This is a genomic window from Bradyrhizobium sp. MI1.10 (genome assembly GCF_055811035.1).
Window position 1 is genome coordinate 1 of record NZ_JBVVPN010000075.1, and the last position, 22,802, is coordinate 22,802.

The window sequence follows — 22,802 nt, forward strand, 5'->3', positions numbered from 1 at the left end:
CCGACGTTGACGTTCCATTCGACACCTCCGGGCTCAACGAGCCTACTACAGGTGTCCACCCATTCGGAGGAGGTTCACCACCTTGCGGTAACGCACTCCCTCGGTCATGGGTGCTTAATCCATAGCGTGAGAGTGGAGCTTTGGGAGCTCGCAGACCGGGTGTGGCAAGCGTCTGAAGCCCCTTCCCGATCTTCTTTGAACGGATGGAGCGGCAGGGCCACCTGGCGTGAGAGATTTGGGCCAAATGATTGTCGCGGTGAGTCGGCGACGACCGTCCGGGGCACTTGGATGCGTTCGGGAGCAACACGCAAGAATGATCAGGCCTCCGTAGAGCAGAAGAACGGCGCCGTGCTCGGACGAATTGCCGGCTATTGCCGGTGAGAGGGGCTCGAACCGGCTGTTTTGCTGGCTCAGCCCCGCCGTCCCGCCCGCGTGTTCGTGAACGGCTTCCAGCCCCGTTAAGGTAGTCACGAAAGGAGGGCTACGGAGCGCGTACAGCGCCCCCGCGACCCCCGATGAGCGGCTGGTTGCCGAAGCAAGAACACCTGTTGCCGTCCGCGCCAGCATCGACAGATCATTCGATCAGGTCCGCTTGCGCCTCTTGTCTGGTACTGGTGCTTCTTCGGCCGACGGATCGTCCTTCCCATGCGCTATAGGCAACTTGTCGAAAAATCATATACTCGCTGTAGCCTACAGCTATCGCATGTCGCCGCCGGTCTAACCAGCTCCTCAGCGAGGCGGAGCTCGGTTCGGATTAGATCGGGACGTCGTCGGGACGCGGCCCGACAAACAGATCGTCTCCCCCACCTACTAGAAGCTCCGGCGGTTTCGTTGTAGATGTTGGAGGGCCTGCGACCAGTCACACGCCAACGCGAAAGCGTTCGAGCTCGTCCAATGCGGCCCGATATTCTCGATCAAGCCTGTCCACAATACGTGAAACGGGCTCGATCTCGCGGATCTTGCCCACGCCCTGCCCGGCCGACCATATCCCTTTCCACGGTTTCACCTCGGCCCCTTCAAGACCGGTGAAGTTCATTTTCGCGCTGCTGCTCGCGACTACTTTCAAGTCAAGTCCTTGCGCCATGATACTCGGGATGAGCATATTCGCGCGAGCACCTGTAAAGGCGCGCGTGATGATGAGATCTTCGCATGAGCTCGTGAGCAGCATCTGCTGATGGCCCGGATCTGTTTTGCTTTCCGATGCTGCCATGAAGGAAGTGCCAACATATGCGAAATCAGCCCCCAGCGCTCTCGACGCCAGAATAGCCCGGCCGCTCGCGATCCCGCCGGCCAGCGCGATGTATCCGGAGAAGAAGCTCCTGACCTCCTCGACGAACACGGTGTTGCAAAGGTCCCCGGTGTGCCCCCCCGCTCCGGCACACACGAGTATGAGGCCATCCACGCCAGCCGCAGCAGCCTTTCGCGCGTAAGCGACCGAGTTGACGTCTGCAAAAACTAGTCCCCCGTAGGTATGCGCGACTTCGACGGCCGGACGAGGAGCGCCTAATGCCGTGATGACGATTGGTGGTCTAAATGCTTCTACCATTTGGAGGTCGTCTGGCAGCCGCTTGTTGGTCGAATGCATCACCAGATTCAATGCCCAAGGCGCGTCAGGCCGATCGCTCAGGCCGGATGTGACGGCGTCCAACATCTGCTTGAGCTCCGCGGCATTTCTGGCATTCGGTGTTGGAAGAGAACCCACGATGCCGGCCTTGCAGCAGGCTAAGAGGAGTTCCGGCCCGGAGATCAAAAACATAGGGGCTGCGAACATCGGCAGACGGAGGCTTCGTAGGGCAAGATTTACGTCCGGGATCTTGAGCATTGAACCTCCACTCTTCCTGCAAGAGCCGCCCTCTTGAGCGGTTCGGTGATCAGCAGCTGCTGCCTACGCGGGCTTCACAGCCGTTCGGATCACCTTCTCGAATTAGGCGCACGGTCGACCGTATCATCAGCGCGAACGCGGTGGTCTTTGTGCCTGCACCCGCGCGCTCCTTGTGGAGAGTACGTAAGCGCGAACACGTTCGACTGCACGACGGAGCGTCGCCTGCAGAACTCCATCTCTCGTGCACCAGTCGGTACTTTTCGCTGTCAACTGAGTACGGCTGAAATGAAATTGATAGTTCGAGCATGCGTTGGACTGTTAAGAACCTGGGCCGGCGGACCGCTTTCAACCACTTGCCCCTGATCCATGAAGATCACTCGGCTTGCCGCTTCCCGGGCGAAGCCGAGTTCGTGAGTGACGACAATCATCGTCATTCCCGTCCGCGCGAGGTCGCGCATCACTGAAAGCACTTCGCCGACCAGCTCGGGATCCAGCGCGGAGGTTGGCTCGTCGAACAGCATCAGTGCTGGTTTCATAGCAAGCGCGCGAGCAATGGCCACACGCTGTTGTTGACCACCTGAGAGCTCGATTGGATAAGCGTCACATTTGTGGGAAAGCCCGACACGCGCGAGCAACTCGCGGGCGGCGGCCTCGGCCTGCTTGCGTCCATGTCTGAGCACCTGAACCGGACCTTCTGTAACGTTTTCAAGAGCCGTCTTATGTGGGAAGAGGTTGAAACGCTGGAACACCATGCCTGTTGCGAGGCGTTGCCGGGCGATCTCGCGCTCAGAGAGTTCATACAGCTTCCTGCCGACGCGACGGTAGCCGACCAATTCACCGTTCACCCACAGAGCGCCGCCATCAATAGTTTCCAACTGGTTCATACAGCGGAGCAAGGTGCTCTTTCCGGAGCCCGATGGTCCGATGATGCACAGTACTTCGCCACGATCTATTTCAAGATCGATTCCTTTGAGCGCTTCGAAGCCACCATACAATTTGGCTACGCCGCTGGCTTTGACGATGGGATTCATGTGTTCTTCCGGGCTAGCGAGGTTTCATGTCGCGGGCGCCGCGCGCGTAGTGCCGCTCTAGCCGCGTTTGCAGGAACGTAAGCACCGTCACCACGAGCAGGTACCAGAATCCAGCAACGATCAGCAGTTCGATGACGTAGTTGTTCACGTAATAGATGTTCTCTGCGTTGTGCACAATTTCGGAGAACTGGATCACGCTTGCGAGCGACGTAAGCTTGACCATCCCGATGAGCTCGTTGCCGATCGGGGGTACGATGACCCGCATAGCCTGCGGGAGAATGATTCTCCGTAGCGCCTGAAGACGCGGCATGCCAATTGCGCTCGCCGCCTCATACTGTCCTTGATCAACGGATAGTAAGCCAGCCCGCACGACTTCAGAAGTGTAGGCGCCCTGATTGATGCCCAATCCGAGAAGTGCTGCGACAAACGGCGTCATCACATCCACCGTGCGCACCTCGAAGAGCCCTGGAATCCCGAGTTCCGGAAATACCAGCGCCAGGTTGAACCACAGCAATAGTTGCAATAACAAAGGCGTGCCGCGAAAAAACCACACGTAGCAGGCTGCGGCCCAGTTCACTACCGGATTCGCCGAAAGACGCATGACCGCCACCGTGACACCGATTACTACGCCCAGCAACATGGCTAAGGCAGCCATTAGAACGGTGTTCCCTAGACCGAGAACAATGGTGCGCACCCCAAGGTATCGGCCAACAACAGCCCAATCGATCTGGCCGTGAACAAAAGACATGGCAATCCACGAGGCCGCCGCCACGATCGCTACGGCACTGAAGTAACGGCCCACATGCTTGCGCCGCACGTGTTCTAGTCGAGAGATATCCTCCACGATTTGGCCCTGCTCGTTTGCGGCTAGCTTTCCGACCGCTAAATTGGACACGAAGTTGTCTCCCACCGCCGTAACATCAGCACGCTATCTTCTGAGGATCGTCTTCTTCCGCATCAGCGCTCGGACGCCACGCCTATTCGAGAGGCTACGCTCCCCTTGGCGCAGTTTTTTATCAATATCCGACCGGATATCGCAGAATAGCGGCAGATTCTGAGCCAATCGCGGCTGTCCCCGCAACCGGCAGGGTCGGATCTCATTCTTTTATGCACAGGAGACAATCCGCGAAGTCCAGACGATATTCATCCGGGCCAGAAGTCGCATTCAACGAATTGCATGCCGCGCAGTTCTGGCTAACCCGCGGAGAGATCCCTTTCATCAATTCAAGCGCTCGCGCTGCTCATCTCCCATCGAAGGTCGCGCATGATCAGTATAGCGCGACAATCTGGATGGGAAGCGCGCGACAATCAGGATGGCGAGTCTGTGTCGCGGCGAAGTGATGATTGCCGCGATGATTGTCGCGCGCAAGAGTTTTGTTCGCTCTGATTGTCGCGGAGCGTCAATCAGCGAGTGTTTTTGGTGTCGCGTGCGAGGGTGGTCGCCCTGGACACGCTTCCGTTCGAGCGCGGTGCGCCTGCGATAGCTTTCGACGTTCATCTCGACGATGGTGGCGTGGTGAACGAGGCGATCGATGGCAGCGAGCGTCATAGCAGGGTCCGGGAAGACCCTGTTCCACTCTCCGAATGGCTGATTGGCGGTTATCAGCATGGAACGCCGCTCGTAGCGTGCGCTGATGAGCTCGAAGAGCACGCTGGTCTCGGCCTGGTCCTTGGTGACGTAGGCAAGATCGTCGCAGATCAGGAGGTCGAAGCGATCGAGGCGGTTAATGGCGGCCTCGAGATTGAGCTCGCGGCGCGCCACCTGGAGCTTCTGCACGAGATCGGTGGTGCGGGTGAAGAGGACGCGCCATCCGTTCTCGATAAGGGCCAGGCCGATCGCTGCCGCCAAGTGACTCTTGCCGCCGCCGGGCGGCCCGAACAGCAGCAGATTGGCGCCCTTGCCGAGCCAACCATCGCCGGCGGCGAGCGCGGTCACCTGCGCCTTGGAGATCATCGGCACAGCCTCAAAGTCGAAGTTGTCGAAGGTCTTTCCAGCGGGCAGCCGCGCCTCGAGGAGATGGCGCTCGACCCGGCGGCGGCCGCGTTCGGCGATCTTGTGCTCGGCAATGGTGGCGAGGAAGCGGGCCGCCGGCCAGCCTTCCTTGTCGGACTGCTCGGCAAATTGCGGCCACAGCGCCTTGATGGCGGGCAGCCGCAACTCGTTGAGCAACAGATTGAGGCGCGCGGTGTCGACTGTGTTGGCCGTACTCATGCGGCACCTCCGATCTCGCCGGCACCGATGAGGCACTCATAGCTGGCGAGCGGGGCCAGCTGCACCACGACCTTCGGCATGCAGGCCGGATCGGGCGCGAAGTAAGCGCACAGCCGTCCGAGGTCGGGCAGTTGGCCAGCGTTAAGGTCAGCCGCGAGCTGATCGGCGACTTCGGCCTCGCAGCCGCGCTCGTGCGCCAGTGCGAGCAGATCGACCATGAGCCGGCAGGCTTTCTTGTCCGGCAGCCGTTCGCGCAAGCGATCGAAGGTTCGGCGATAGGCATCACGCGGGAATAGCCGATCACGGTAGACGAGATTGAGCAGCGCCATTGGCTTGCGCCGGAAGGAATGGATCACGTGCCGATAATCGACGACCTGGTCGTGCTTGCCGTTGGGATGCGGCCGCCCACGCGGCAGGGTGACGAGATGGGTGCCGCCGACGACCACGTCGAGACGATCGTCGTAAAGGCGCACCCGCAGTTGGTGCCCGATCAAACGCGACGGCACGGTGTAGAACACCTTGCGCAAGGTGAAGCCGCCGCTTGACGTCACGCGGACAATCACCTCCTCGTAGTCCGAGGTGCGGCGATCTGGCAGCGCCTGCAGGGTGGCGCGCTCGTGGTCGATGCGCTTGGTGTTCCGGCATTGCGGCGGCTGACGATCTCGTCGATGAAGCCGCGATAGCCGGCGAGATCATCGAAGTCGGCAGTGCCGCGCAACAGCAGCGCATCGGCGATCGTGCGCTTGAGATGACCATGCGAGCTCTCGATCGCCCCGTTCTCGTGGGCGATGCCGCGATTGTTGCGGGAAGGCCGCATGCCGTAATGGGCGCAGAGGTCCTCGTACCGCCGGGTCAGATCGTCCCTCGCATTGCGGTCGAGATTGCAGAAGGCGGCCGACAGGCTGTCGGTCCGATGCTCCCGCGGTGCCCCACCGAGCGACCACAGGGCATTCTGCAGCCCTTGCCAATGCGACGAAGCTCTCGCCACCGAGCACGACATGGGCGTGTTCAAACCCGCAATAGGCCAACCGGAAGTGATAGAGGCGATGATCGAGCGGCACGCCCGCGATGGCGACCCCAAGCTCGCCCATATCGGTGAAGTCGGACAGGCCGACCTGGCCCACTTCGTGGGTCTGGCGGAAGATGACCTCCTGCTCCTCGCCGTGGATTGCTCGCCAGGCGCGGATCCGGCGCTCCAGGGTGCGGCGGATTCCGGCCCCCAGCTCGGGATGGCGTCGGAGTATCTCCTCGAAGATAGCCACGGGCCGCACGCCGGGAGCCGCCTTCAGCATCGGCACGACCTCCAGGTCGAAGACGTTGGCCAGGGGATCCGGCCGGCGCCTTTGCCGGGGTGACTTCTTTTGCGACGGAAGACGCAGATCCTTCTCGAGCCGATAAGCGGTCGACGAACTGAACGACACCTTCGCGGCCGCCACGGGCGGCGAATTAGTTTGACGGAACTTCAGGTAGAGCCTCATCTGGTGATCGGTGAGATGGCAGCCTGGCAACGGGTGATTCCTCTTTGGCGAGAAGAACCATCCATCACCGGCCAGCCGCGATCACCAGACGGCGCGGTCCGCTCGGATCGCGCCGTGGGGGGGGGGGGGGGGGGGGGGGGGGGGGGGGGGCCGCGCCCCCCCCCCCAACCCCCCCGCCCCCCCCCCCCGCCCCCCCCCCCGGGGGGGGCCGGGGCGCCCCCCCCCCTCGCCGGGCTCGTAACTCCGGTCGGGCTACGCCCCCCCTACGTCACGAGCCCGGCGAAGCTCTCTCATCCTGATTGACGCTGCACTTCCATCCTGATTGCCGCGCCGCAAGCTGCTCCGAGACATCGCCGCCGCCCTGCCAACCGATGCCAGATAGCATTGCGGTAGCGTCCCGCCTTGCGATGTTTGTGTTTGTTCACTCCTTCCCCTCTTTCGCTACGTATGCGCAGTCGAAAGCTTTGACGGGACGGATCTTCAGCCAGGTGACCGAGAGCTGGACAGCCGTTTGCGCGAGTGGAAAGTGATCCAGCACGCTGCGGAGGCTGAGCGCCTCTGAGGCGGTCATTCATGTCATTTTTTTATTCCCCGACGTCGGTTCTAAGTGCGAGCGTTTCTCGCACGCCCGCTCGGTGCACGAGCTGCGGGTTTGTCGCGTATCGGCCAAGGGAAAGCGACAGGCTGTCCGCAATCATACGCGCACGTTTGCGCCGGAAGGGCCCGATTGCTGCGTACGGAAGCTACGTTCGGCCACTCGCGAAAGCAGAGTAGATGGCGCGAGGAGGGAGCCGAGTCACCAACGCGATCAGCGACGTCAGATCAGCCGGCGCACCATAGGAACAGCCATGCACAAACCAGATCAAGTGGCAGATGGACGATCAGCCCGTATTGATCAAGTCGTGTATCGCCAACCGCCGCACGGGTCGCGGCGTTCGCCGACAGGGGCGCGTCAGGCCCGCCAAGTACGAAATGCCATGCTTTAGAAGGTGTTCACTTGCGCTGAACAGGGGGATGCAGTGCGCCGAAGACTCCGCTTGCGCCGGGAGATCGACACGGCGCGGGAGGGGGCGGCAGAGGTGCAATCCGGAATGAACAGTAGAATCTGTCCGTTGCCAACCGTATCCGATCAACGCGCAACCGCGGCTGCGCTCAGCGTACCTGTTGCTGCGGAGCACGAGGGACTGCCATGCACTTCGCACACACGGTTCGCGCAAAGCACGGTCGAACAGCATTGGCTATCATGTCGGCAGTGTCCTATAGAGGCTAGCGCTGTGCGAACCCAGGCGCGTGAGGCACCCTGCGCCCCGACTATCTCGCTTTCCATGCCGGCTCGCGTCTTTCTGCAAATGCACGTGCGCCCTCAAGCCGGTCCTCTGAACCGTAGAGTATGTCGACTGTTGCAAGCTGACGCCGATTGACCCGGTTTAGGGCGTCTTGATAACTCAGCGGCTCAGCCATGCGCACAGTCTCCTTGATAGCTGCAAGCACAAGGGGCGGGCCGCTGGCGAGCAGCCTTGCAATCTCCCACACGCGGCTTTCGAGTTGTTCCTTCGGAAGCACTTCATTTACGAGCCCCCAGCGGTGTGCCTCCGCTGCGTTCATCCAGCGGCCGGTGTACAAGAGCTCCAACGCGATGTGAAAGGGAATGCGCTTGGGCAGCTTGACCGATGCCGCGTCGGCGAGCTGGCCGGCGCGAATCTCCGGCAGTGCGAACGACGAATGCTCCGACGCATAGATTAAGTCGCAGGAAAGCACGACTTCAAACCCGCCACCGACCGCCATTCCATTGACGCAGGCGATGACCGGTTTGTTCAGATCGCGCAGCCCCTGTACCCCACCGAACCCACCTACTCCAAAATCGGCGTTGGCAGGTTCTCCGGCTGCGGCGGCGGTCAGGTCCCAGCCGGCAGAGAAAAACTTGTCACCGGCGGTCTTGAGGATGGCAACGCGCAGCTCCGGATCGTCGCGGAACATTTTGAAGGCCTCGCCCATTAGCCGCGAAGTCTTCGAGTCGATGGCATTTGCCTTCGGGCGGTCGAGCGAAACTTCGAAAATCGTGCCCTCTCGGCGGGTTGTCACAACGTCGACCATCCGTCCTCCTCCATCGTCGCCACCTGCGTTCCGACTACCACACCAAGTTCTGCAGAAGACATGGGCGCATCGAGTAACCGTTCGCTACAGGCCGCCCGCGATTGAGTTACTCCAGAGCGGCCGTTTGCAAACTGTATTTCACTTCAACACACATTTCGTGCAAAGAGCTTCCGGCTCACGCCTGAATTCGGCGTTGCTAGCGAGTGAAACGAACGATTGTGTGGGACGAGCGCTGCATAGTGATTGGTTCTGTCGTTGTGAAATGACGCGGACCTCATTCTGCCAATTGCGGCGCCTAGACGCTGACCAAAGTGGAAATGGCTGAGTGGGAAACCGTTTCGCTGAACCACTCCGTGCTGCAGACGTCGAGCATGGGGTCTAGTAATCTGTATGCCGAGTCCGTGCTGAAGTCTGCGCCCATCTGATTGCACCCGGTTTTCGGGGTCTGACCTGGACCGCCTAGACTAAAAAGTTGCGGAGCGCAATTCTAACAGCGGATGCGCGATCGCGGGCCAGTACAGAGTCGGACATGCAAATGTATCGCGTTAGTGGCTACTAACGATCGCGGTCTGGAGCGACACTTCATCGGGAACGTGGAGGCGGCAATCCGAAGTGGCGAACGAATTCGGGTAACTGGATGTCGCAAGCCCGCGCTATGCTCGTACGCCTCATCGAAACTGAGCCGTCGGGCCTCGTAACAAACTTGGGCTAATCAGGAATCGGCGGCGGCGGAGTCTTGGCTGGCGCGACGGTCGTCGCGATCGCTCGAAGACAGGCCGCTGCGGGCTCCGGCTCAGACGCGTCGACACCGCGTGGCTCGAAAGCCCAGTTCGCGTCGACCAAATAGCACGACAGCACATAACCGCGCTCTCTGGTCCACGGCGTAAGCAAGGCCCGCATCGCCGGATCGAGGAACAACCAATTCGTCGATTAATCTCAGCCGCGGTACATCTCTGTATTTCCGCGGCTTTCGTTGTTGCGCGCTCAAATACAAAACTGCGACCGGAAAGCATGATCTACAATCGTCTTTCAATCGCGTTCCTCGTTGCTTCGCGGCACCAAGTGTCGAAACGCTCCATGAGTGGCACGAGCCATTGCCGGCCGCAGCCATCCTCGCCAGCTCTCTCACATGTTCGTCCCTTCCGAACCGTTCATCGGACGTGTGTCTTGTGCCGCGGACAAAGACCAACATCTCGATCGTGGGTCGCGGCCTAGCCAATATGCATTTTGACCGGCGGAGTTCGCATTCGGGCAGAGTGCCGCAGAATGGGCATCGCCTTCATCAGCATGGCTTAAGCCGGGCTTCCGCTGTGCGTGACGATATCGACCACAGGTCATCCGCCATCGCACCGCCCTGATTGCTGGCATCTCAATCCTCCGCCGCGCGAGGGACGGCCGCACATAGACACACAGGAATAGCCCCGACGGGTTTTCGAATTTAGGGCCATCGCGGAGATGGCAGAAGCGTATGATCGCGGTCGCGTCAATATCGCATGCCGATCCTTCACTAATCCACTCGCAAGGAGGGAAAAGCGTTGCGGGCATTGTTGGTAGACGCGAAACCTTCACCAGAGCGGCTGCTGCCGCAGGTTCTTGCAACTTCAATCCCGACGTCCGCGCGGAACTAGCACCGCAACTCGTCGCGTAAATGTGGACGAGGGCTAACTGATGGACAAGCCACCCCAAGCCGTCCGTCAACGGGCGAGCCTCCCGCTTACTGAATGAGGGCGGATGCGAGTAACTCTTTGCTCGACTCGACCTAGAGTCTTGGGCAGCTCGCGGTAGAATTGATAAGGAGCGGTTAACCCGGCTGTACAACCGGTGGCCAATCGCGCGACGCTTCGGCGCGGCCTGGCTTCAGGAGATCACGCTTATCGGCCGAGCTCGTCCGATTGTACTCGAGAAAGAAGTGCTCAGGACTGTTGATTGCTCCGAGGAGGTCGCAGATAACGACTACGCGAGAATCGTCTATAAAGCAGCGGGGGAGACCTGCACTACTTGTCACAGTTGACTGCCGCAGGTGACCGTGTGAGTACAACGCGAGTGTTCCCGCGCGCGCTTAGCCCGCCCGTGCGTAGACTACCCGTGCTTCACCAGCCCAAGCATGTGTCGTGCTTCGGCTGGCGTGGCGATGCTCGCGCCCATGCGCTCAATGATCCCGACCGCGTTCTCGACAAGTGCGGCATTGGATGCCAAGACGCCGCGTCGCAGGTAGATGTTGTCTTCCAGGCCGACGCGGATATGCCCTCCTAGTCTCACGATTTGCGCGACCGTGGGCATTTCGTCCGCACCGCAACCGAACCCAGCCCATATTGCGCCGGGAGGCAGGATCTCTCTCATCGCCTGGATCACGATCGGTTCCGCGGGGGCGCCGTTGCCAGTGCTGAGGCAGAACTGGAATAGCGGCGGCCCCTTGAGAGTGCCCTCCGCGATCAGCTTTTTGGCGTTCTCGATGTGGCCAAGCTCGAAGCATTCGATCTCCGGCTTGACACCCGCATCTTGCATCAGCTGCGTCATGTGGCGCAGGTCGGACATTCGAGCCACATAGATTGACTCGCCAAATGCCAACAGCCCGCAATCGAGTGTGGCGATCTCCGGCTTCAACGTGATCGCGTGAAGGACGCGGTTCCTTGGGCTCTTAAGTACAGTGGCCTTGCCGAGCGTGGGCGGATCCAGGGAATCGAGTGTAATGGACCCATCCATTCCGCACGTCAGGTTGATGACAACATCGGTCGACGAGTCGCGCAGCGTCTTTACGACCTCCTCATAAAGCTCCAGACGGTTCGAAGGCGTGCCGTCCTCTTCGCGAACGTGGATGTGAACAATGGCAGCGCCTGCTTTTGCGGCATCGATGGCCGATGCCGCAATTTGAGAAGGCGTCTTGGGAAGGTCTGGATGCTTTGCGACGACTGCCGCATTCCCGCCGGTGATCGCGCACGTCAGAACGACCTTTCGGGACATTAAGAGCTCCTCTAGTGTGCCGTTGGGGTTGCCCCAAGACGAAATCGAAAAAAAGCGTTTTACTGGTCACCGAGCCGGCGCTCCGGCGTTGAGACTCGCCGTACGACCCAAGTTCCGCACAGCGTTTTCGCCTTGATCGTACCGTGCCTTCTGCAGGCTCTCCAAAACGTCGGTGCGAAACGGCTCAACCTTGCGGCTTGCCACGCCGACATTGAGCTGCACCTGCTCCGCTGTCGCCGCGAGCTCACCATCTTGGTCGTCGATCATCTCTTGGTGGAGAACAAACCGCTTTGCGTCGAAGTCGATGATTCGCGTTTTGATCGTGACAGTGGCACCTGCACGAATCTCACGGACGTAGGTCACGTGGAAATCGCCTGCAAAAAGGGTGTGACCCTGTTCGAGATAAGTTGGGCCCAATCCGAGGTCTCGACAGGCTAAAGTACAGGCATCGAAAAACACCTGGCAATAAGGAAGGACATTCATATGCTCGTTGAGATCAAGCCAAGACGTCTGAACAGGACAGCGGTAAATGAAAATCATTCGGTTCTTCGTTCCGTGCAGCTAGACGCTAGTGTTGCCGTGCGTGTACGAACCCTGTGGACACAGAAGAGTCCAGGGCAAGTCGGCATGCGGTGGAGATATCATAGATCGGCCGGCTGAACCTCGACCGTATCGCGGGTGTTATCACCGGGAACAGAGTGCACGTGAACAGAAGCGCAGCAACTGTTGGATGCTTGTTAAGCAATCGCGTGACGCAGAAGGCGACATCCTCCTCGATTTCCCCAGGCGCCGTCGGGCGGCCGATCGAGGAATTCCGCGCCAGATTGCCGCCTTCGATGCCAACAACGACAACTCTTGCGCGCTCCGCCGGGTCGGTTAGACCAAGAAGATCCTCGGCAAAAAGTGTCGAATCAGATGTGACAACGCCGATCTTGGTATCGGAGGCGTATTGGCGGAGTAGTGACGGCAAAAGGACGAGCGTCGACATCATGACGGGGACATCTACCGCAGCAGCAACGGCGGCCTGGTAGCGGATCGCAAAACCACAGTTCGAGCCAATAGCTACGGCACCGCGTTCAACCAGCCTGCGCGCTGCGGCAATATAGGCTGGTGTGAGCGTGAGATCGCCGCTCATTGTGCGCTCCACCGTCGATCCTTTAACATTCTCGATAAGGACGGGAACGCCGTAGGTTTCAGGACTCATAAGCGAGCCGGGCTGCGGCGTCGGCCTTACCCAGTCAGACTCACGATCGAAATCGAGAATTCCAACAGAGCCTTTGTTCTTCGATGTCATTGAGAACGTCCAGATTCGTAACGTGTGGCGATTCAATTATAAGACCCTGCTCCGCGGGATTTCCCCGAATTCGGCGCAAAAGAGGTCGGAATTGTGTGATTCATTGGAAAATGCGAAGCTTTATGCCTTTAGGACTGCCTGCTCTGGTGCGGGGAAACGGCTCAGCCGACCTGCGGAGTCGCGGGAGAAGAAGTGTGTGAATGCAGTTTTCGTCGGCGGCCGACCCTCAGCCGAGCTGCACGGGAGCAGGACCAGCAACTTGGAGGATCACCGGCAGTACGATCCGAACCACTGGCGAATGGTTGCGCCTCTCCAGGGTATCGAGCAAGCTTGCTAAGCATTCTAAGATCGTCGCCCACCTCGGCTGCTCGGCTAGGATGGCATCCAGTGATAGGACGCGTCCGCCGCGGTTCGGCACCAACCGCCATGCCATGGACATAGGCAATCAACGGCTTCGTAAGGTCGCGCAGTCTCTCGAGCCCGCCGATCCCACCGACGCCGCGGCGAGCGCTAATTTCATGGGGGCCGCCGTGATCTTTGAGGTCCCGGCCCGCACAGAAGAATTTTTTCGCCGGCGCACTCCAGCATGCTAACCCGCAGCTCCGGATCTTAACGAAACGCCTGTAAGCTCAGCTTCGTCAGAACAGGCATTCAGGTCGATGGTGCTGGCTTCGGCCGGTCAACTGTGACCTCGAGGATAGCGCGATTGCGACGCGGAGTTACAACGTCAGCCAGCGTTTTCTCTCCTGCTATCAGCTTGACGATATTGGGACGTCGCGATGGTCCGTCGTCGAATGCGCGATCCGATTAACTCCAGCCTAAGTCGACACGCACTCCTACTAACCGCATTTCATTGGTTGAGCGTGTCCCCTGCGCTGGGTTGGCCCGGAATGAAAAGCGCTCCTGCATCATGTATTGTTTCTCTCTGCCCCTACGGCATTTCTCCCTTAAGGGGTCCCCGTTGCACCAAACATGCGCACCGGCAATGATGTTTCCAGGTGGGACTAGATCGTACTTTGGCTCTTCAGTTCGTCTGCTCGCTGGTGAGGCCTCCGAGCTTGGCAAGACGGCTCAGGTGATAATCGGGATCGCCGAACAGCTTATCAAGCATGGTCACGTGCTTGAAGTAGTGGCCGATGCTGTACTCCATTGTCATTCCGATCCCGCCATGGAGCTGGATTGATTCATGACCGATCACCTTTGCCGCACGACCGATCTGGACCTTCGCCGCCGAAATCGCACGCTCGCGCTCGCTCGCACCGACTTCTCCCGTCATCATCGCGGCATGCATAGCCATCGAGCGGGACTGTTCCAGCTCCACCAACATATCGGCGGCTCGATGCTGCAACGCCTGGAAGTTCCCAATCTTCTTACCGAACTGCTCGCGCGTCTTAAGGTAGTCGACTGTGATGGTTAGCATCTCGCTGAAGCAGCCCACGGCCCCTGCGCAAAGCGCTGCGACTGCCTCGTCCGCTACCTGAGAAATGGTCGGAAGCGCGCTCTCCGGATCTCCGATGACGTCGAGTTCATCAACGCGTACCGTCTCGAGAGTGATCTCGGCGGCACGTCGGCCGTCTTGCGTGCGATACCCACGGCGTCTGAGGCCCGGCGCGCGAGCATCGACAAGGAACAGCCCAATTCCGTTCTTGTCCCGCCTGTCGCCCGCCGTACGTGCTGACACGACTATCTGGTCGGCCGCATCACCGTGAAGGACCAGATCCTTGGTGCCGGTTAGGAGCCACGCGCCGCTGTCTTTTTTCGCCTGCATCCCAACATGGAACAGGTCGTACCGAGACTGCGGCTCGGCATAGGCGAAGGCCATCTTTATGCGGCCTTCCGCGATTGCCGGAATAAGCGCGCGGGCATCGTTCGCTGCAAGTCGGAGCACACCGCCGGCAAGCACTACAGTCGCTAAATAGGGCTCGAAGATCAGCGCCTTGCCGAATGCCTCCATGACGATCATTGTTTCAACCGGGCCGCCGCTGAAGCCACCTTGTTCTTCCGAGAATGGCAATGCAAGAAGCCCGAGCTCGGCATAGCGTGACCACATCGTATCACTGAAACCCGCTTGGCTCGCCTGATATAAACGGCGATCCTCGAAGCTATAGCTATCAAGCATCAGTCGCTCGACGCTGTCCTTGAGCAGTTGTTGTTCTTCAGATAGATCAAAATCCATTTGCATTCTCCTGGGTTGAGGGCGCTGGTGATTGCCCCTCGAAGGGTCAGAGCCCGAGGATAGCTTTGGCGATCAATCAGGACCGATCGGAGAACGGTTACCGTTCTCGAGCTCTTGTTCCGAGACATGGGGTAGGGCATAAGGGCCGATCACATCCATAAGTAGCTCAGCGGTGGCCTGCTGGAGTTGAGCACCCTTCAGCTTGAGGATCGAGCTGGCCGGATCCTGAGCACCTTTCTGCTGCTTTGATGCGTTGGCGACCACGCGAAGCTGCGTCATCTCCAGGGCTTTGAGCTGGACCTCGACTTCAATCACCTTCAGCTGGAACGCCGCACAGTCGATTAGCCGCTCGCCGCCCGCGCGAGACCGCTCGGCAAGGTGTTTAATGCGCCGAATGCGCTCCTTGGAAGCTCCAACCCAAGCGCCTCCGAAGCGTTCACTACCGAGCAGCATCTTAGCGTATTCCCACCCCCTATTTTCCTCGCCAACGAGATTCTCAGCCGGGACATGAACATTGTCAAAAAAGACCTCGTTAACTTCATAACCCCCATCGATCAGCTGTATCGGACGTACACTGACGCCCGGTGACTTCATGTCCACGAGAAGGAAGGAGATGCCTAGTTGCTTCTTCACATCGGGATTGGTCCGTACCAGACAGAAGATCCAATCGGCGTGCTGTGCCAGCGTGGTCCAGATCTTTTGCCCGTTAACGACATAATGGTCCCCATCGCGCACGGCCCGAGTTCTGAGTGAGGCCAGGTCCGAGCCTGCGCCAGGCTCCGAGAAGCCTTGGCACCACCAATCTTCGACCTTGATTATCCGGGGCAGGTAATAGCTCTTCTGCGCTTCATTGCCGAAGGTATAGATCACCGGTCCGATGAGAGACACACCGAAATCGTACACGGCCGCCCCGGCAAATGCTTGTACCTCTTCCTCAAAAATGTACTGCTGTGCGGGCGACCATCCTGCACCGCCGTACTCTTTGGGCCAATAGGGGATTCCCTTTTTGTTGAGGACACGTGCTCCGGCGACCATCTCGTCTTTCGACAATGGCCGGCCTTCCACAAGTTTGCGCCGCGTCTCGGTCGGCACATTGTCATGGAGATACTGGCGTAGCTCGTAACGGAACGCCCGCTCATCTTCTGTGAAAGCGAGATCCATTGGATTTTCCCGGTGATATGTTCAGTGGCAAGTTGCGAAAAGTCTTCGGTCGTGAGCGCCCGATGAGCATCTCTCCACCTCGCATGAGTTGAATGTTTTGCTCGACTTCGGGGACATCATGGCCCGATGGCGCCTTCGGCCCGAAGGCGGGCAATCGTAGCTGAGTTGAAACCGAGTTCAGCGAGTACTTGTTCCGTATGCTCTCCAAGCATCGGTCCGGGACTTGCAGAACCCGGGATTGGAGCGCCGTTGATGTGAATGGCGCTACCGACTGCTTTGACTGTGCCGAATTTTTGATGCTCGAACTCGACGATCATGCCCCGAGCGCGGGTGTGCGGATGATCCAGTGCAGCACCGACGCTAAGCATAGGAGCATGTGGAATCCCGCCGGCCGCAAATATTTTGCACCATTCTGCGACCGTCTTCGCCTTCAACCGCTCGACGAGAGCAGCGTCGACCTCCTTCCGTCGTTTGACACGCCCGGCATTGGTATTCAGGTCTGCATCTGCTGCGAGTTCGGGTAGTTCTAGGCCGCGGCACAGTGATGGCCACATGTGATCGCCGTAGACTGCGATGACAAGCTCCCCGTCGGCGGCGGGAAAGATACCATACGGGACCGCGCTTGAACCGGCGTCTATCGGCGGGGGAAGTTCGCCATCGGCCAAGTAATGGCCCGCAAAGTATGGGAACGTCGTAAGGAGCGTTTCGAATAAGCTCAAGTCAATAACACACCCCTTACCGGAGCTGATGCGGCCGACCAAAGCGGATGCGACTGAAAGGGCGCCATAGATCCCAGTAAGGATGTCGCCCAAATGAATGCGCAACGGAGGTCTCCCCGGCTCTCTGGTCAGACTCATCAATCCCGTCATCGCTTGGGCCACGAGGTCAAATGCTTTGTAGTCTCGCAAGGGACCAGTCTGGCCGAATCCCGAGATAGAACAGATGACGAGTCTTGGATTGAGATCCAAAAGACGATCGTAACCGAAACCGAGCGAGTCAAGCGTACCTGGACGGAAATTCTCGACCAGAACGTCAGCTCGCTGGACCAATTTTTCAAGTGCGTGCCTCGCCACATCCCGCTTCAGATCAAGGGCCAAGCTGCGCTTATTCCGATTTAGAGCGGCAAAGTAATAGCTCTCCCCTTCACGAAGGGGCTCCACCTGGCGCGATACATCCCCCGCACCAAGCCTCTCGACTTTCACGACATCTGCGCCCAAGTCCGCCATGATTGTCGTGCAGAGTGGCCCCGCCAAGACGTGCGTAAGGTCCACCACACGGATGCCGTGAAGTGGCCGATGAGCAAGATCTTGCGCGCCTGCATCCGGTGTCTGCGGTCTGCCGGCCGATTGATCAGCGTTCATGATTGTAACCCCTTCGTGCGGTGTCTTTTGTCGGCCCCAAGGAAAGCTGCTTCAGTTCATGTTGGTGGTGCATTTCTCTCGAGGGCCTCGGAAGCCAGGGTGCTTGCGGGCACCTGAGCTTTCAGGTCTCAGTTAGGGTCTGATACATTCCATTTGAACTTCTCATCGTGTTCAGTGAGCGGGAGGCCTTCCCGATCCCATTGCACCATAGCGCTTGGAATCTATCTCAGCCGGACTAACAGGGCAGAGTCATCTCCGCTGGCGCATGGTCGTGTCCAGAGCTAGTACGGTAGAGCTGGGGAGTAGAGAACGCTAACCCTTACCCGCAGCGCGGTCTCGCAGCGCCTGCTCCCACCGCCCCAGCGTCTCGCCAGCACCAAATCTTTGATCGCGCAAGCCATGCAGCACAGCCACGAGCGCCTCGTCACGCTTCGATACGATCTCACTGACTGTAAGTGTATCTATTTTCGCTTGCGCGTCTGATTGCTCGGCCAGCGTGTCTACAAACTGGTCGGTGAGCTCCGGCACGTCCGTGAGCTTCGTCCAGGGCCATTTTAGCATGGGTCCCCACTGCTCAAGGTGGCGGCGCATCCCGGCGGCCCCGCCGCTCATCCGGAAAGGACCGACAACCGCTCGGCGCAAACCAAAGGAGTAGCGGACTGCGTCATCGACTTCCTGTACAGTCGCCAAACCATCGTGCACCAGCCATAGCGCCTCTCGCCACATCGCTTCCTGCAGCCGGTTGGCGATAAACCCGTCAATTTCTTTACGCACGACTAGCGGGTGCATACCCAACGTCCGGTAAATTTCGTCCGCCCGCGCCATGGCATCCGGCGCCGTCTGTTGTCCGGCGCAAAGTTCTACGAGCGGGAGCAAATACAGCGGGTTGAATGGGTGCGCAACAAGCAGACGCTCGGGATGCTCCATCTTCTCCTGCAGCAACGACGGGCGGAAACCCGATGTCGATGAGCAGAACAGCGCGTCAGGTCGCGCGGCCCGACTAGCGGTTGCGAGCAGCTCCTGCTTGAGGTCCAAGCGCTCTGGCGCGGACTCCTGCACAAAATCAACGTCGCGCACTGCGTCGGGCACCGACTCCGCAAGCGTCAGAGACCCTTCTTTTGGCAGCGGAACCCGCGTCAGCCGGTCATAAATCCGGCGGGCATGATCCAAAGTCTTTTGGACGTGCTCTAGTGCCCCAGGAGCCGGATCATATAGCCGCACATCCACTCCGTTGAGGGCAAATCGAGCGGCCCACCCGCCACCGATTGTCCCCCCTCCCAACAACGCGACCGTCCGAGGCATCTTCCCACACGTGAACTTTGAAGTCGTGGACATTGATGGTCTACCCTCTTGCATGAAGTTGAGCGTTGCGTCTCGCACCCCAAACCCGATCGGGACTCAAGCAGCCACTACACGGGCTCTGAATCCAATCGTCAGCCAGTCGAGCTGCTGCTCAGAGATCGCGCCAGCGCGCGAGCTATACCCCGCTCAGTCTTTGTGTTTTCACGCGACGGGTACTCCTTACCGAAAACATACTTACCTCGTCTCGGCAACGCGCTTAGAATAATAGTACCGGGCCCATCAAGCTGAGGTCCATTAATATGAGCGGTCACGAAGCAGAATTCCTGCGAAATATCGATGAAGTCGAAGCATTAAACTCCCCATGCTCACTCAGAGCCGCGGAAAACAGGGATCTGGTTGAGCTAGAAGGATCGGGACAATGCAGGTGTTACTCAAGGTTCGGCGCGGACCGGCGTGGCTTACATCGAAAAGTAATGCCGCCATTCGTGGCTGGCTCGCTGAATTCTCGAAGAATGCGCCGCATTCCCCGGGTCGCCGACGTGCGCGGCCAGCGTGCCAATTAGGGCGGCCGAAGGCTCTGCATCTCTGTGTCTCATCTGTTGCGGCCGCGACGTTTTGCGCATTGGCGTGCCCTTGGCGCTGAGGCAATTCAACGATCAAACTCCTGCTCGGAGACGCTCTTGATGCCGTGAGGCCGAGCACCCCCAACCGGGGGCGTGAAATTCCGCGGCATCTGGCCAATGAGCGACGACAGCAGAGCACTTTCTTCGCGAGCGGCGAGCCTCAACCCAAGCCTTTGATAATTGTGCGAGCGATCCGCACTCGCTCGGCACTGCTGATGCCAAGCGTTTACCGAACCACTGCAGAGCAATTCGTCGACGCCGACAGGTACATGCCCCGATGGCGGGTCGCCGGCCATGAAATCCGTGTTCCGCGCGCTGCCCTCGAGCCTCGAACGCCTTCCGAGCGCGCGTGAATCTGGCTCGCATTGCGCGGAGCACGATCCTCAATGAGCACCTTGGACGGACCGCAGACATTCTATGTCGCGCAATTCTCCAGATGTTGATCGCGTCGTGGCAGGCGACCATCGGCATGGACGAGGCACTCTCCTCGCGTCTCGAGGGGGTGAAAACTTCATCTATTCCCTTCAGACGCAGAATTTAGACCTGACCAGGCGCCACTTCGGAGGAATGCGGCTCGTGGGGCTGCTACCGTCTAACGTGACTACGTCAGTTGGCCCGCGAGCCGGTCCTCGACATCTTGATGGAGCACCATGTCCGAGACCCTTGTTTTGCCCAAGCAAGAAGTCGCCTGTCTCAACCCGCTCTTTTGCAAATGACTCCGATGACAAATCCCTCAACTGTGCCTTCAGCAATCGATCAGCATCACATCGACCAACGGCGCTACCCTCATGGGGTCGCTTTCATGGATGGGCAGTACCTGCCGATGTCCGAAGCAAAGATCTCTGTGCTCGATTGGGGTCTATTGCACTCAGACGCAACCTATGACACGGTGCACGTCTGGAACGGCCGGTTTTTCCGGTTGGATTTGCATCTTGATCGTTTTTTTGCAGGTGTCGAACGTCTTCGAATGAAGCTGCCTTACGACCGCGAGAAGATCGCGTCGATCCTCAAGCAGTGTGTCGCTTTGTCGGGCCACAAATCGGCTTACGTTGAGATGATCTGCACGCGCGGTTCATCGCCGACATTCAGCCGCGATCCCCGTCAAGCCGAGAACCGCTTTATCGCGTTTGCGGTGCCTTATGGCTCGGTTGCCAACAAGGAACAATTGGAAAGAGGCTTGCACGTCGCGATCAGCGACGCCGTCCGTATTCCGCCTAACTCAGTCGATCCTACGATCAAGAACTATCATTGGCTCGATCTCGTTAAGGGCCTTTTCGACGCTTACGACAAAGGCGCCGAGACGGCGCTGATCCTAGACACACACGGGCATGTCGCGGAAGGACCAGGCTTCAATGTGTTCATTGTAAAGAATGGATCGTTGAGGACGCCGGCTTTTGGGGTGTTGCCGGGTATCACGCGTCGGACCGTCCTCGATCTCTGTGCTGAGGTTGGGCTAGCCGCCACCGCAGCCGACATCAGCCGTGACGACATCAAGAAGGCAGACGAGGTGTTTATCACCTCCACTGCCGGCGGCATCATGCCAGTGACGCGCATCGATGACACCACGATCTCTAAAGGGCAGGTGGGATCCATCACCCGCCGGCTCGCGGATCTCTACTGGCAAAAGCACGCTGATCCCGCGTGGTCGACGGCGATCATTTATCCTTGATTGGAAATGAACCATGCGCTCGCAACTTGGCCAGCGACTTCGTGACAATCTCGAGGAGCTATCATCGCGAAAACTCCTGAAAATCGAGCAAGAAATCGCCTCGCCCCAGTCGACGCGTATACACCTGCGCGCACTTGGCGAGCGCGAGCTCCTGAATATGTGCGCCAACAACTATCTCGGCTTGGCCAATCACCCAGCCCTGGTGCGAGCCGCGCATGCGGGTCTCGAACAGCATGGTTTTGGAATGTCGTCGGTGCGATTCATTTGCGGAACGCACTCAGTTCATCGAGCGCTTGAAAACAGGCTTTCCAGCTATCTTCGGACGGAAGACACGATCCTATTCGGCTCCTGCTTCGATGCGAACGCCGGACTGTTTGAGGCGCTGCTCGACGCTGATGATGCGATAGTCAGCGATAGCCTGAATCACGCGAGCATTATAGATGGGATTCGGCTCTGCAAAGCGAAGCGCTTTCGATATGCTAACAATGATATGAGCGAACTAGAGCAGGCTCTAAGAGAGGCAAGTACCTGCCGAACAGTGCTCGTCGTGACCGACGGCGTGTTTTCCATGGATGGCGCGGCGGCTAATCTGCCTGTGATCTGCAAACTTGCAAGACGTTATGGCGCCTTGCTCATGGTCGATGACTCTCACGCGGTAGGGTTTATTGGCCCAGAAGGGCGTGGAACGCCAGCGCGGTACGGGCTGGAAGATCAGATTGATATTCTTACGGGCACGCTCGGCAAAGCACTTGGCGGTGCATCGGGAGGGTACGTCTCCGGCCGTGGTGAGATCATTTCCTGGTTGCGACAGCGTGCGCGCCCATACCTCTTTTCAAACTCACTGATGCCGGCGATCTGTGAGGCTTCATTGGCCGCAATTGACTTGGCAGAAAAAGCAGACGATCTGAGGCACAATCTCTCTGCTCGCACTCGTCAGTTACGTCAAGGGTTGAGCGATCTTGGATTTCAAGTGTTGGGCGGCGATCACCCAATTGTGCCGGTGATGACCGGGGATGCGGCCGTCGCGGTCCAGATTGCTGAGTTTTTGCTTGTGCACGACATTCTCGTCGTTCCGTTCTCCTATCCTGTTGTACCGGAGGGTGCTGCGCGGATTCGCATGCAGGTAAGTGCCGCGCACTGTGCGGACGACATCGAAAAAGTGATCACGGCGTTCCAATTAGCGCGGGCGCATGTTGTGAGGAGCTAGGCACGATACAGGTTCATCAAAGTGGTCATGCGGCCGGGCATCGCATCGTTGGGCAGGAGGCGCTGTGTTGCCGATGCCGCGTAGGCCCGCTCGCTCCAGACCATTGCCGTTTGGCCCACTCGTGTTTTTGGCGTTCATGACCGCGAGGATAGGGTGATAAGATTGCGATGTCAGGTTAATCAGTCGTCCGTTAAGAAGCCGAATTGAGCGGGAGCGGACAGGCAAGCGTATGCGATAGCTGGATCAGGCAGAGGCACAAGAGTTCTCTGAGCCAGGCGAGGATACGGCGGAAGTTGTGGCCGACTGCTGAGAGCACGACGTTAGCGGCGTCGCTGGCGCGGCCTTTGAGATAGCAGCGGCCAAGGTGACCTTCGGCCTTCAGATGTCCGATGATGGGCTCGATGGCGGAGC

General features: G+C 59.0%; 12 protein-coding genes and 5 pseudogenes. 3 read left to right on the forward strand and 14 right to left on the reverse strand.

Translation table 11 applies throughout. The features are described from left to right. Positions 1-306: 306 nt before the first annotated feature. Positions 307-559, forward strand: a pseudogene (locus tag AC0L3K_RS38275) (ISNCY family transposase); the annotation flags it as partial. Between the two features lie 300 nt (positions 560-859). Here the strand turns inward: AC0L3K_RS38275 and AC0L3K_RS38280 are convergent. The 13 genes and pseudogenes from AC0L3K_RS38280 to AC0L3K_RS38340 all read right to left on the reverse strand — a co-directional run bounded on the left by AC0L3K_RS38280 (position 860) and on the right by AC0L3K_RS38340 (position 18,946). Next, positions 860-1,822: an NAD(P)H-dependent flavin oxidoreductase gene (locus AC0L3K_RS38280; RefSeq protein WP_473367992.1), complete on the reverse strand. Its 963-nt coding sequence runs from the start codon at positions 1,820-1,822 to the stop codon at positions 860-862. 266 nt (positions 1,823-2,088) lie between these two features. Further along, the gene (locus tag AC0L3K_RS38285; RefSeq protein ID WP_473367993.1) at positions 2,089-2,853 is read right to left on the reverse strand and encodes an amino acid ABC transporter ATP-binding protein; all 765 of its coding nucleotides are present in this window, start codon (positions 2,851-2,853) and stop codon (positions 2,089-2,091) included. Between the two features lie 13 nt (positions 2,854-2,866). Beyond that, positions 2,867-3,700, reverse strand: a complete 834-nt coding sequence (locus AC0L3K_RS38290) for an amino acid ABC transporter permease (protein WP_473368002.1) — start codon at positions 3,698-3,700, stop codon at positions 2,867-2,869. Positions 3,701-4,253: 553 nt separating this feature from the next. Then, positions 4,254-5,065 (reverse strand): annotated as a pseudogene (istB, locus tag AC0L3K_RS38295) (IS21-like element ISBj11 family helper ATPase IstB). Beyond that, positions 5,062-6,573 (reverse strand): annotated as a pseudogene (istA, locus tag AC0L3K_RS38300) (IS21 family transposase). The pseudogenes istB and istA overlap by 4 nt, the downstream one beginning before the upstream one ends. Before the next feature lie 1,281 nt (positions 6,574-7,854). Continuing rightward, entirely contained in the window at positions 7,855-8,637 is a 783-nt protein-coding gene (locus AC0L3K_RS38305; protein ID WP_473367994.1) for an enoyl-CoA hydratase-related protein, read from the reverse strand. Between the two features lie 2,079 nt (positions 8,638-10,716). Next, on the reverse strand, positions 10,717-11,598 hold the full coding sequence (locus tag AC0L3K_RS38310; RefSeq protein WP_473367995.1) for a beta-keto acid cleavage family enzyme: 882 nt from the start codon (positions 11,596-11,598) through the stop codon (positions 10,717-10,719). A 66-nt stretch (positions 11,599-11,664) separates the two neighbouring features. Then, a complete protein-coding gene (locus AC0L3K_RS38315; protein WP_473367996.1) occupies positions 11,665-12,138 on the reverse strand; it encodes an acyl-CoA thioesterase in 474 nt (157 codons plus the stop codon). A gap of 28 nt (positions 12,139-12,166) precedes the next feature. Beyond that, entirely contained in the window at positions 12,167-12,892 is a 726-nt protein-coding gene (locus tag AC0L3K_RS38320; protein ID WP_473367997.1) for an aspartate/glutamate racemase family protein, read from the reverse strand. A 1,024-nt stretch (positions 12,893-13,916) separates the two neighbouring features. Beyond that, complete coding sequence (locus AC0L3K_RS38325) at positions 13,917-15,068, reverse strand: acyl-CoA dehydrogenase family protein (protein ID WP_473367998.1); 1,152 nt, start codon at positions 15,066-15,068, stop codon at positions 13,917-13,919. A gap of 126 nt (positions 15,069-15,194) precedes the next feature. Continuing rightward, positions 15,195-16,229: pseudogene (locus tag AC0L3K_RS38330) on the reverse strand (acyl-CoA dehydrogenase family protein); the annotation flags it as partial. A gap of 116 nt (positions 16,230-16,345) precedes the next feature. Continuing rightward, the gene (locus tag AC0L3K_RS38335; RefSeq protein WP_473367999.1) at positions 16,346-17,590 is read right to left on the reverse strand and encodes a CaiB/BaiF CoA transferase family protein; all 1,245 of its coding nucleotides are present in this window, start codon (positions 17,588-17,590) and stop codon (positions 16,346-16,348) included. Positions 17,591-17,902: 312 nt separating this feature from the next. Continuing rightward, positions 17,903-18,946, reverse strand: coding sequence for a 3-hydroxyacyl-CoA dehydrogenase NAD-binding domain-containing protein (locus tag AC0L3K_RS38340; RefSeq protein WP_473368000.1), 1,044 nt, complete (start codon positions 18,944-18,946; stop codon positions 17,903-17,905). 1,281 nt (positions 18,947-20,227) lie between these two features. On the opposite strand from AC0L3K_RS38340, the gene AC0L3K_RS38345 reads away from it, so the two are divergent. Together AC0L3K_RS38345 and AC0L3K_RS38350 are read left to right on the forward strand one after the other, a co-directional pair. Beyond that, a complete protein-coding gene (locus AC0L3K_RS38345; RefSeq protein ID WP_473368003.1) occupies positions 20,228-21,184 on the forward strand; it encodes an aminotransferase class IV in 957 nt (318 codons plus the stop codon). A gap of 13 nt (positions 21,185-21,197) precedes the next feature. After that, entirely contained in the window at positions 21,198-22,391 is a 1,194-nt protein-coding gene (locus AC0L3K_RS38350) for a glycine C-acetyltransferase (RefSeq protein WP_473368001.1), read from the forward strand. Between the two features lie 190 nt (positions 22,392-22,581). On the opposite strand, the pseudogene AC0L3K_RS38355 reads toward AC0L3K_RS38350, so the two are convergent. Then, positions 22,582-22,802, reverse strand: a pseudogene (locus AC0L3K_RS38355) (IS5/IS1182 family transposase); the annotation flags it as partial.

Bases quoted from the DNA above. Each gene is read 5' to 3' on its own strand.
- AC0L3K_RS38280 (WP_473367992.1), bottom strand. From the start codon at position 1,822: ATGCTCAAGATCCCGGACGTAAATCTTGCCCTACGAAGCCTCCGTCTG.
- AC0L3K_RS38285 (WP_473367993.1), bottom strand. From the start codon at position 2,853: ATGAATCCCATCGTCAAAGCCAGCGGCGTAGCCAAATTGTATGGTGGC.
- AC0L3K_RS38305 (WP_473367994.1), bottom strand. From the start codon at position 8,637: ATGGTCGACGTTGTGACAACCCGCCGAGAGGGCACGATTTTCGAAGTT.
- AC0L3K_RS38310 (WP_473367995.1), bottom strand. From the start codon at position 11,598: ATGTCCCGAAAGGTCGTTCTGACGTGCGCGATCACCGGCGGGAATGCG.
- AC0L3K_RS38315 (WP_473367996.1), bottom strand. From the start codon at position 12,138: ATGATTTTCATTTACCGCTGTCCTGTTCAGACGTCTTGGCTTGATCTC.
- AC0L3K_RS38320 (WP_473367997.1), bottom strand. From the start codon at position 12,892: ATGACATCGAAGAACAAAGGCTCTGTTGGAATTCTCGATTTCGATCGT.
- AC0L3K_RS38325 (WP_473367998.1), bottom strand. From the start codon at position 15,068: ATGGATTTTGATCTATCTGAAGAACAACAACTGCTCAAGGACAGCGTC.
- AC0L3K_RS38335 (WP_473367999.1), bottom strand. From the start codon at position 17,590: ATGAACGCTGATCAATCGGCCGGCAGACCGCAGACACCGGATGCAGGC.
- AC0L3K_RS38340 (WP_473368000.1), bottom strand. From the start codon at position 18,946: ATGCAAGAGGGTAGACCATCAATGTCCACGACTTCAAAGTTCACGTGT.
- AC0L3K_RS38345 (WP_473368003.1), top strand. From the start codon at position 20,228: ATGACTCCGATGACAAATCCCTCAACTGTGCCTTCAGCAATCGATCAG.
- AC0L3K_RS38350 (WP_473368001.1), top strand. From the start codon at position 21,198: ATGCGCTCGCAACTTGGCCAGCGACTTCGTGACAATCTCGAGGAGCTA.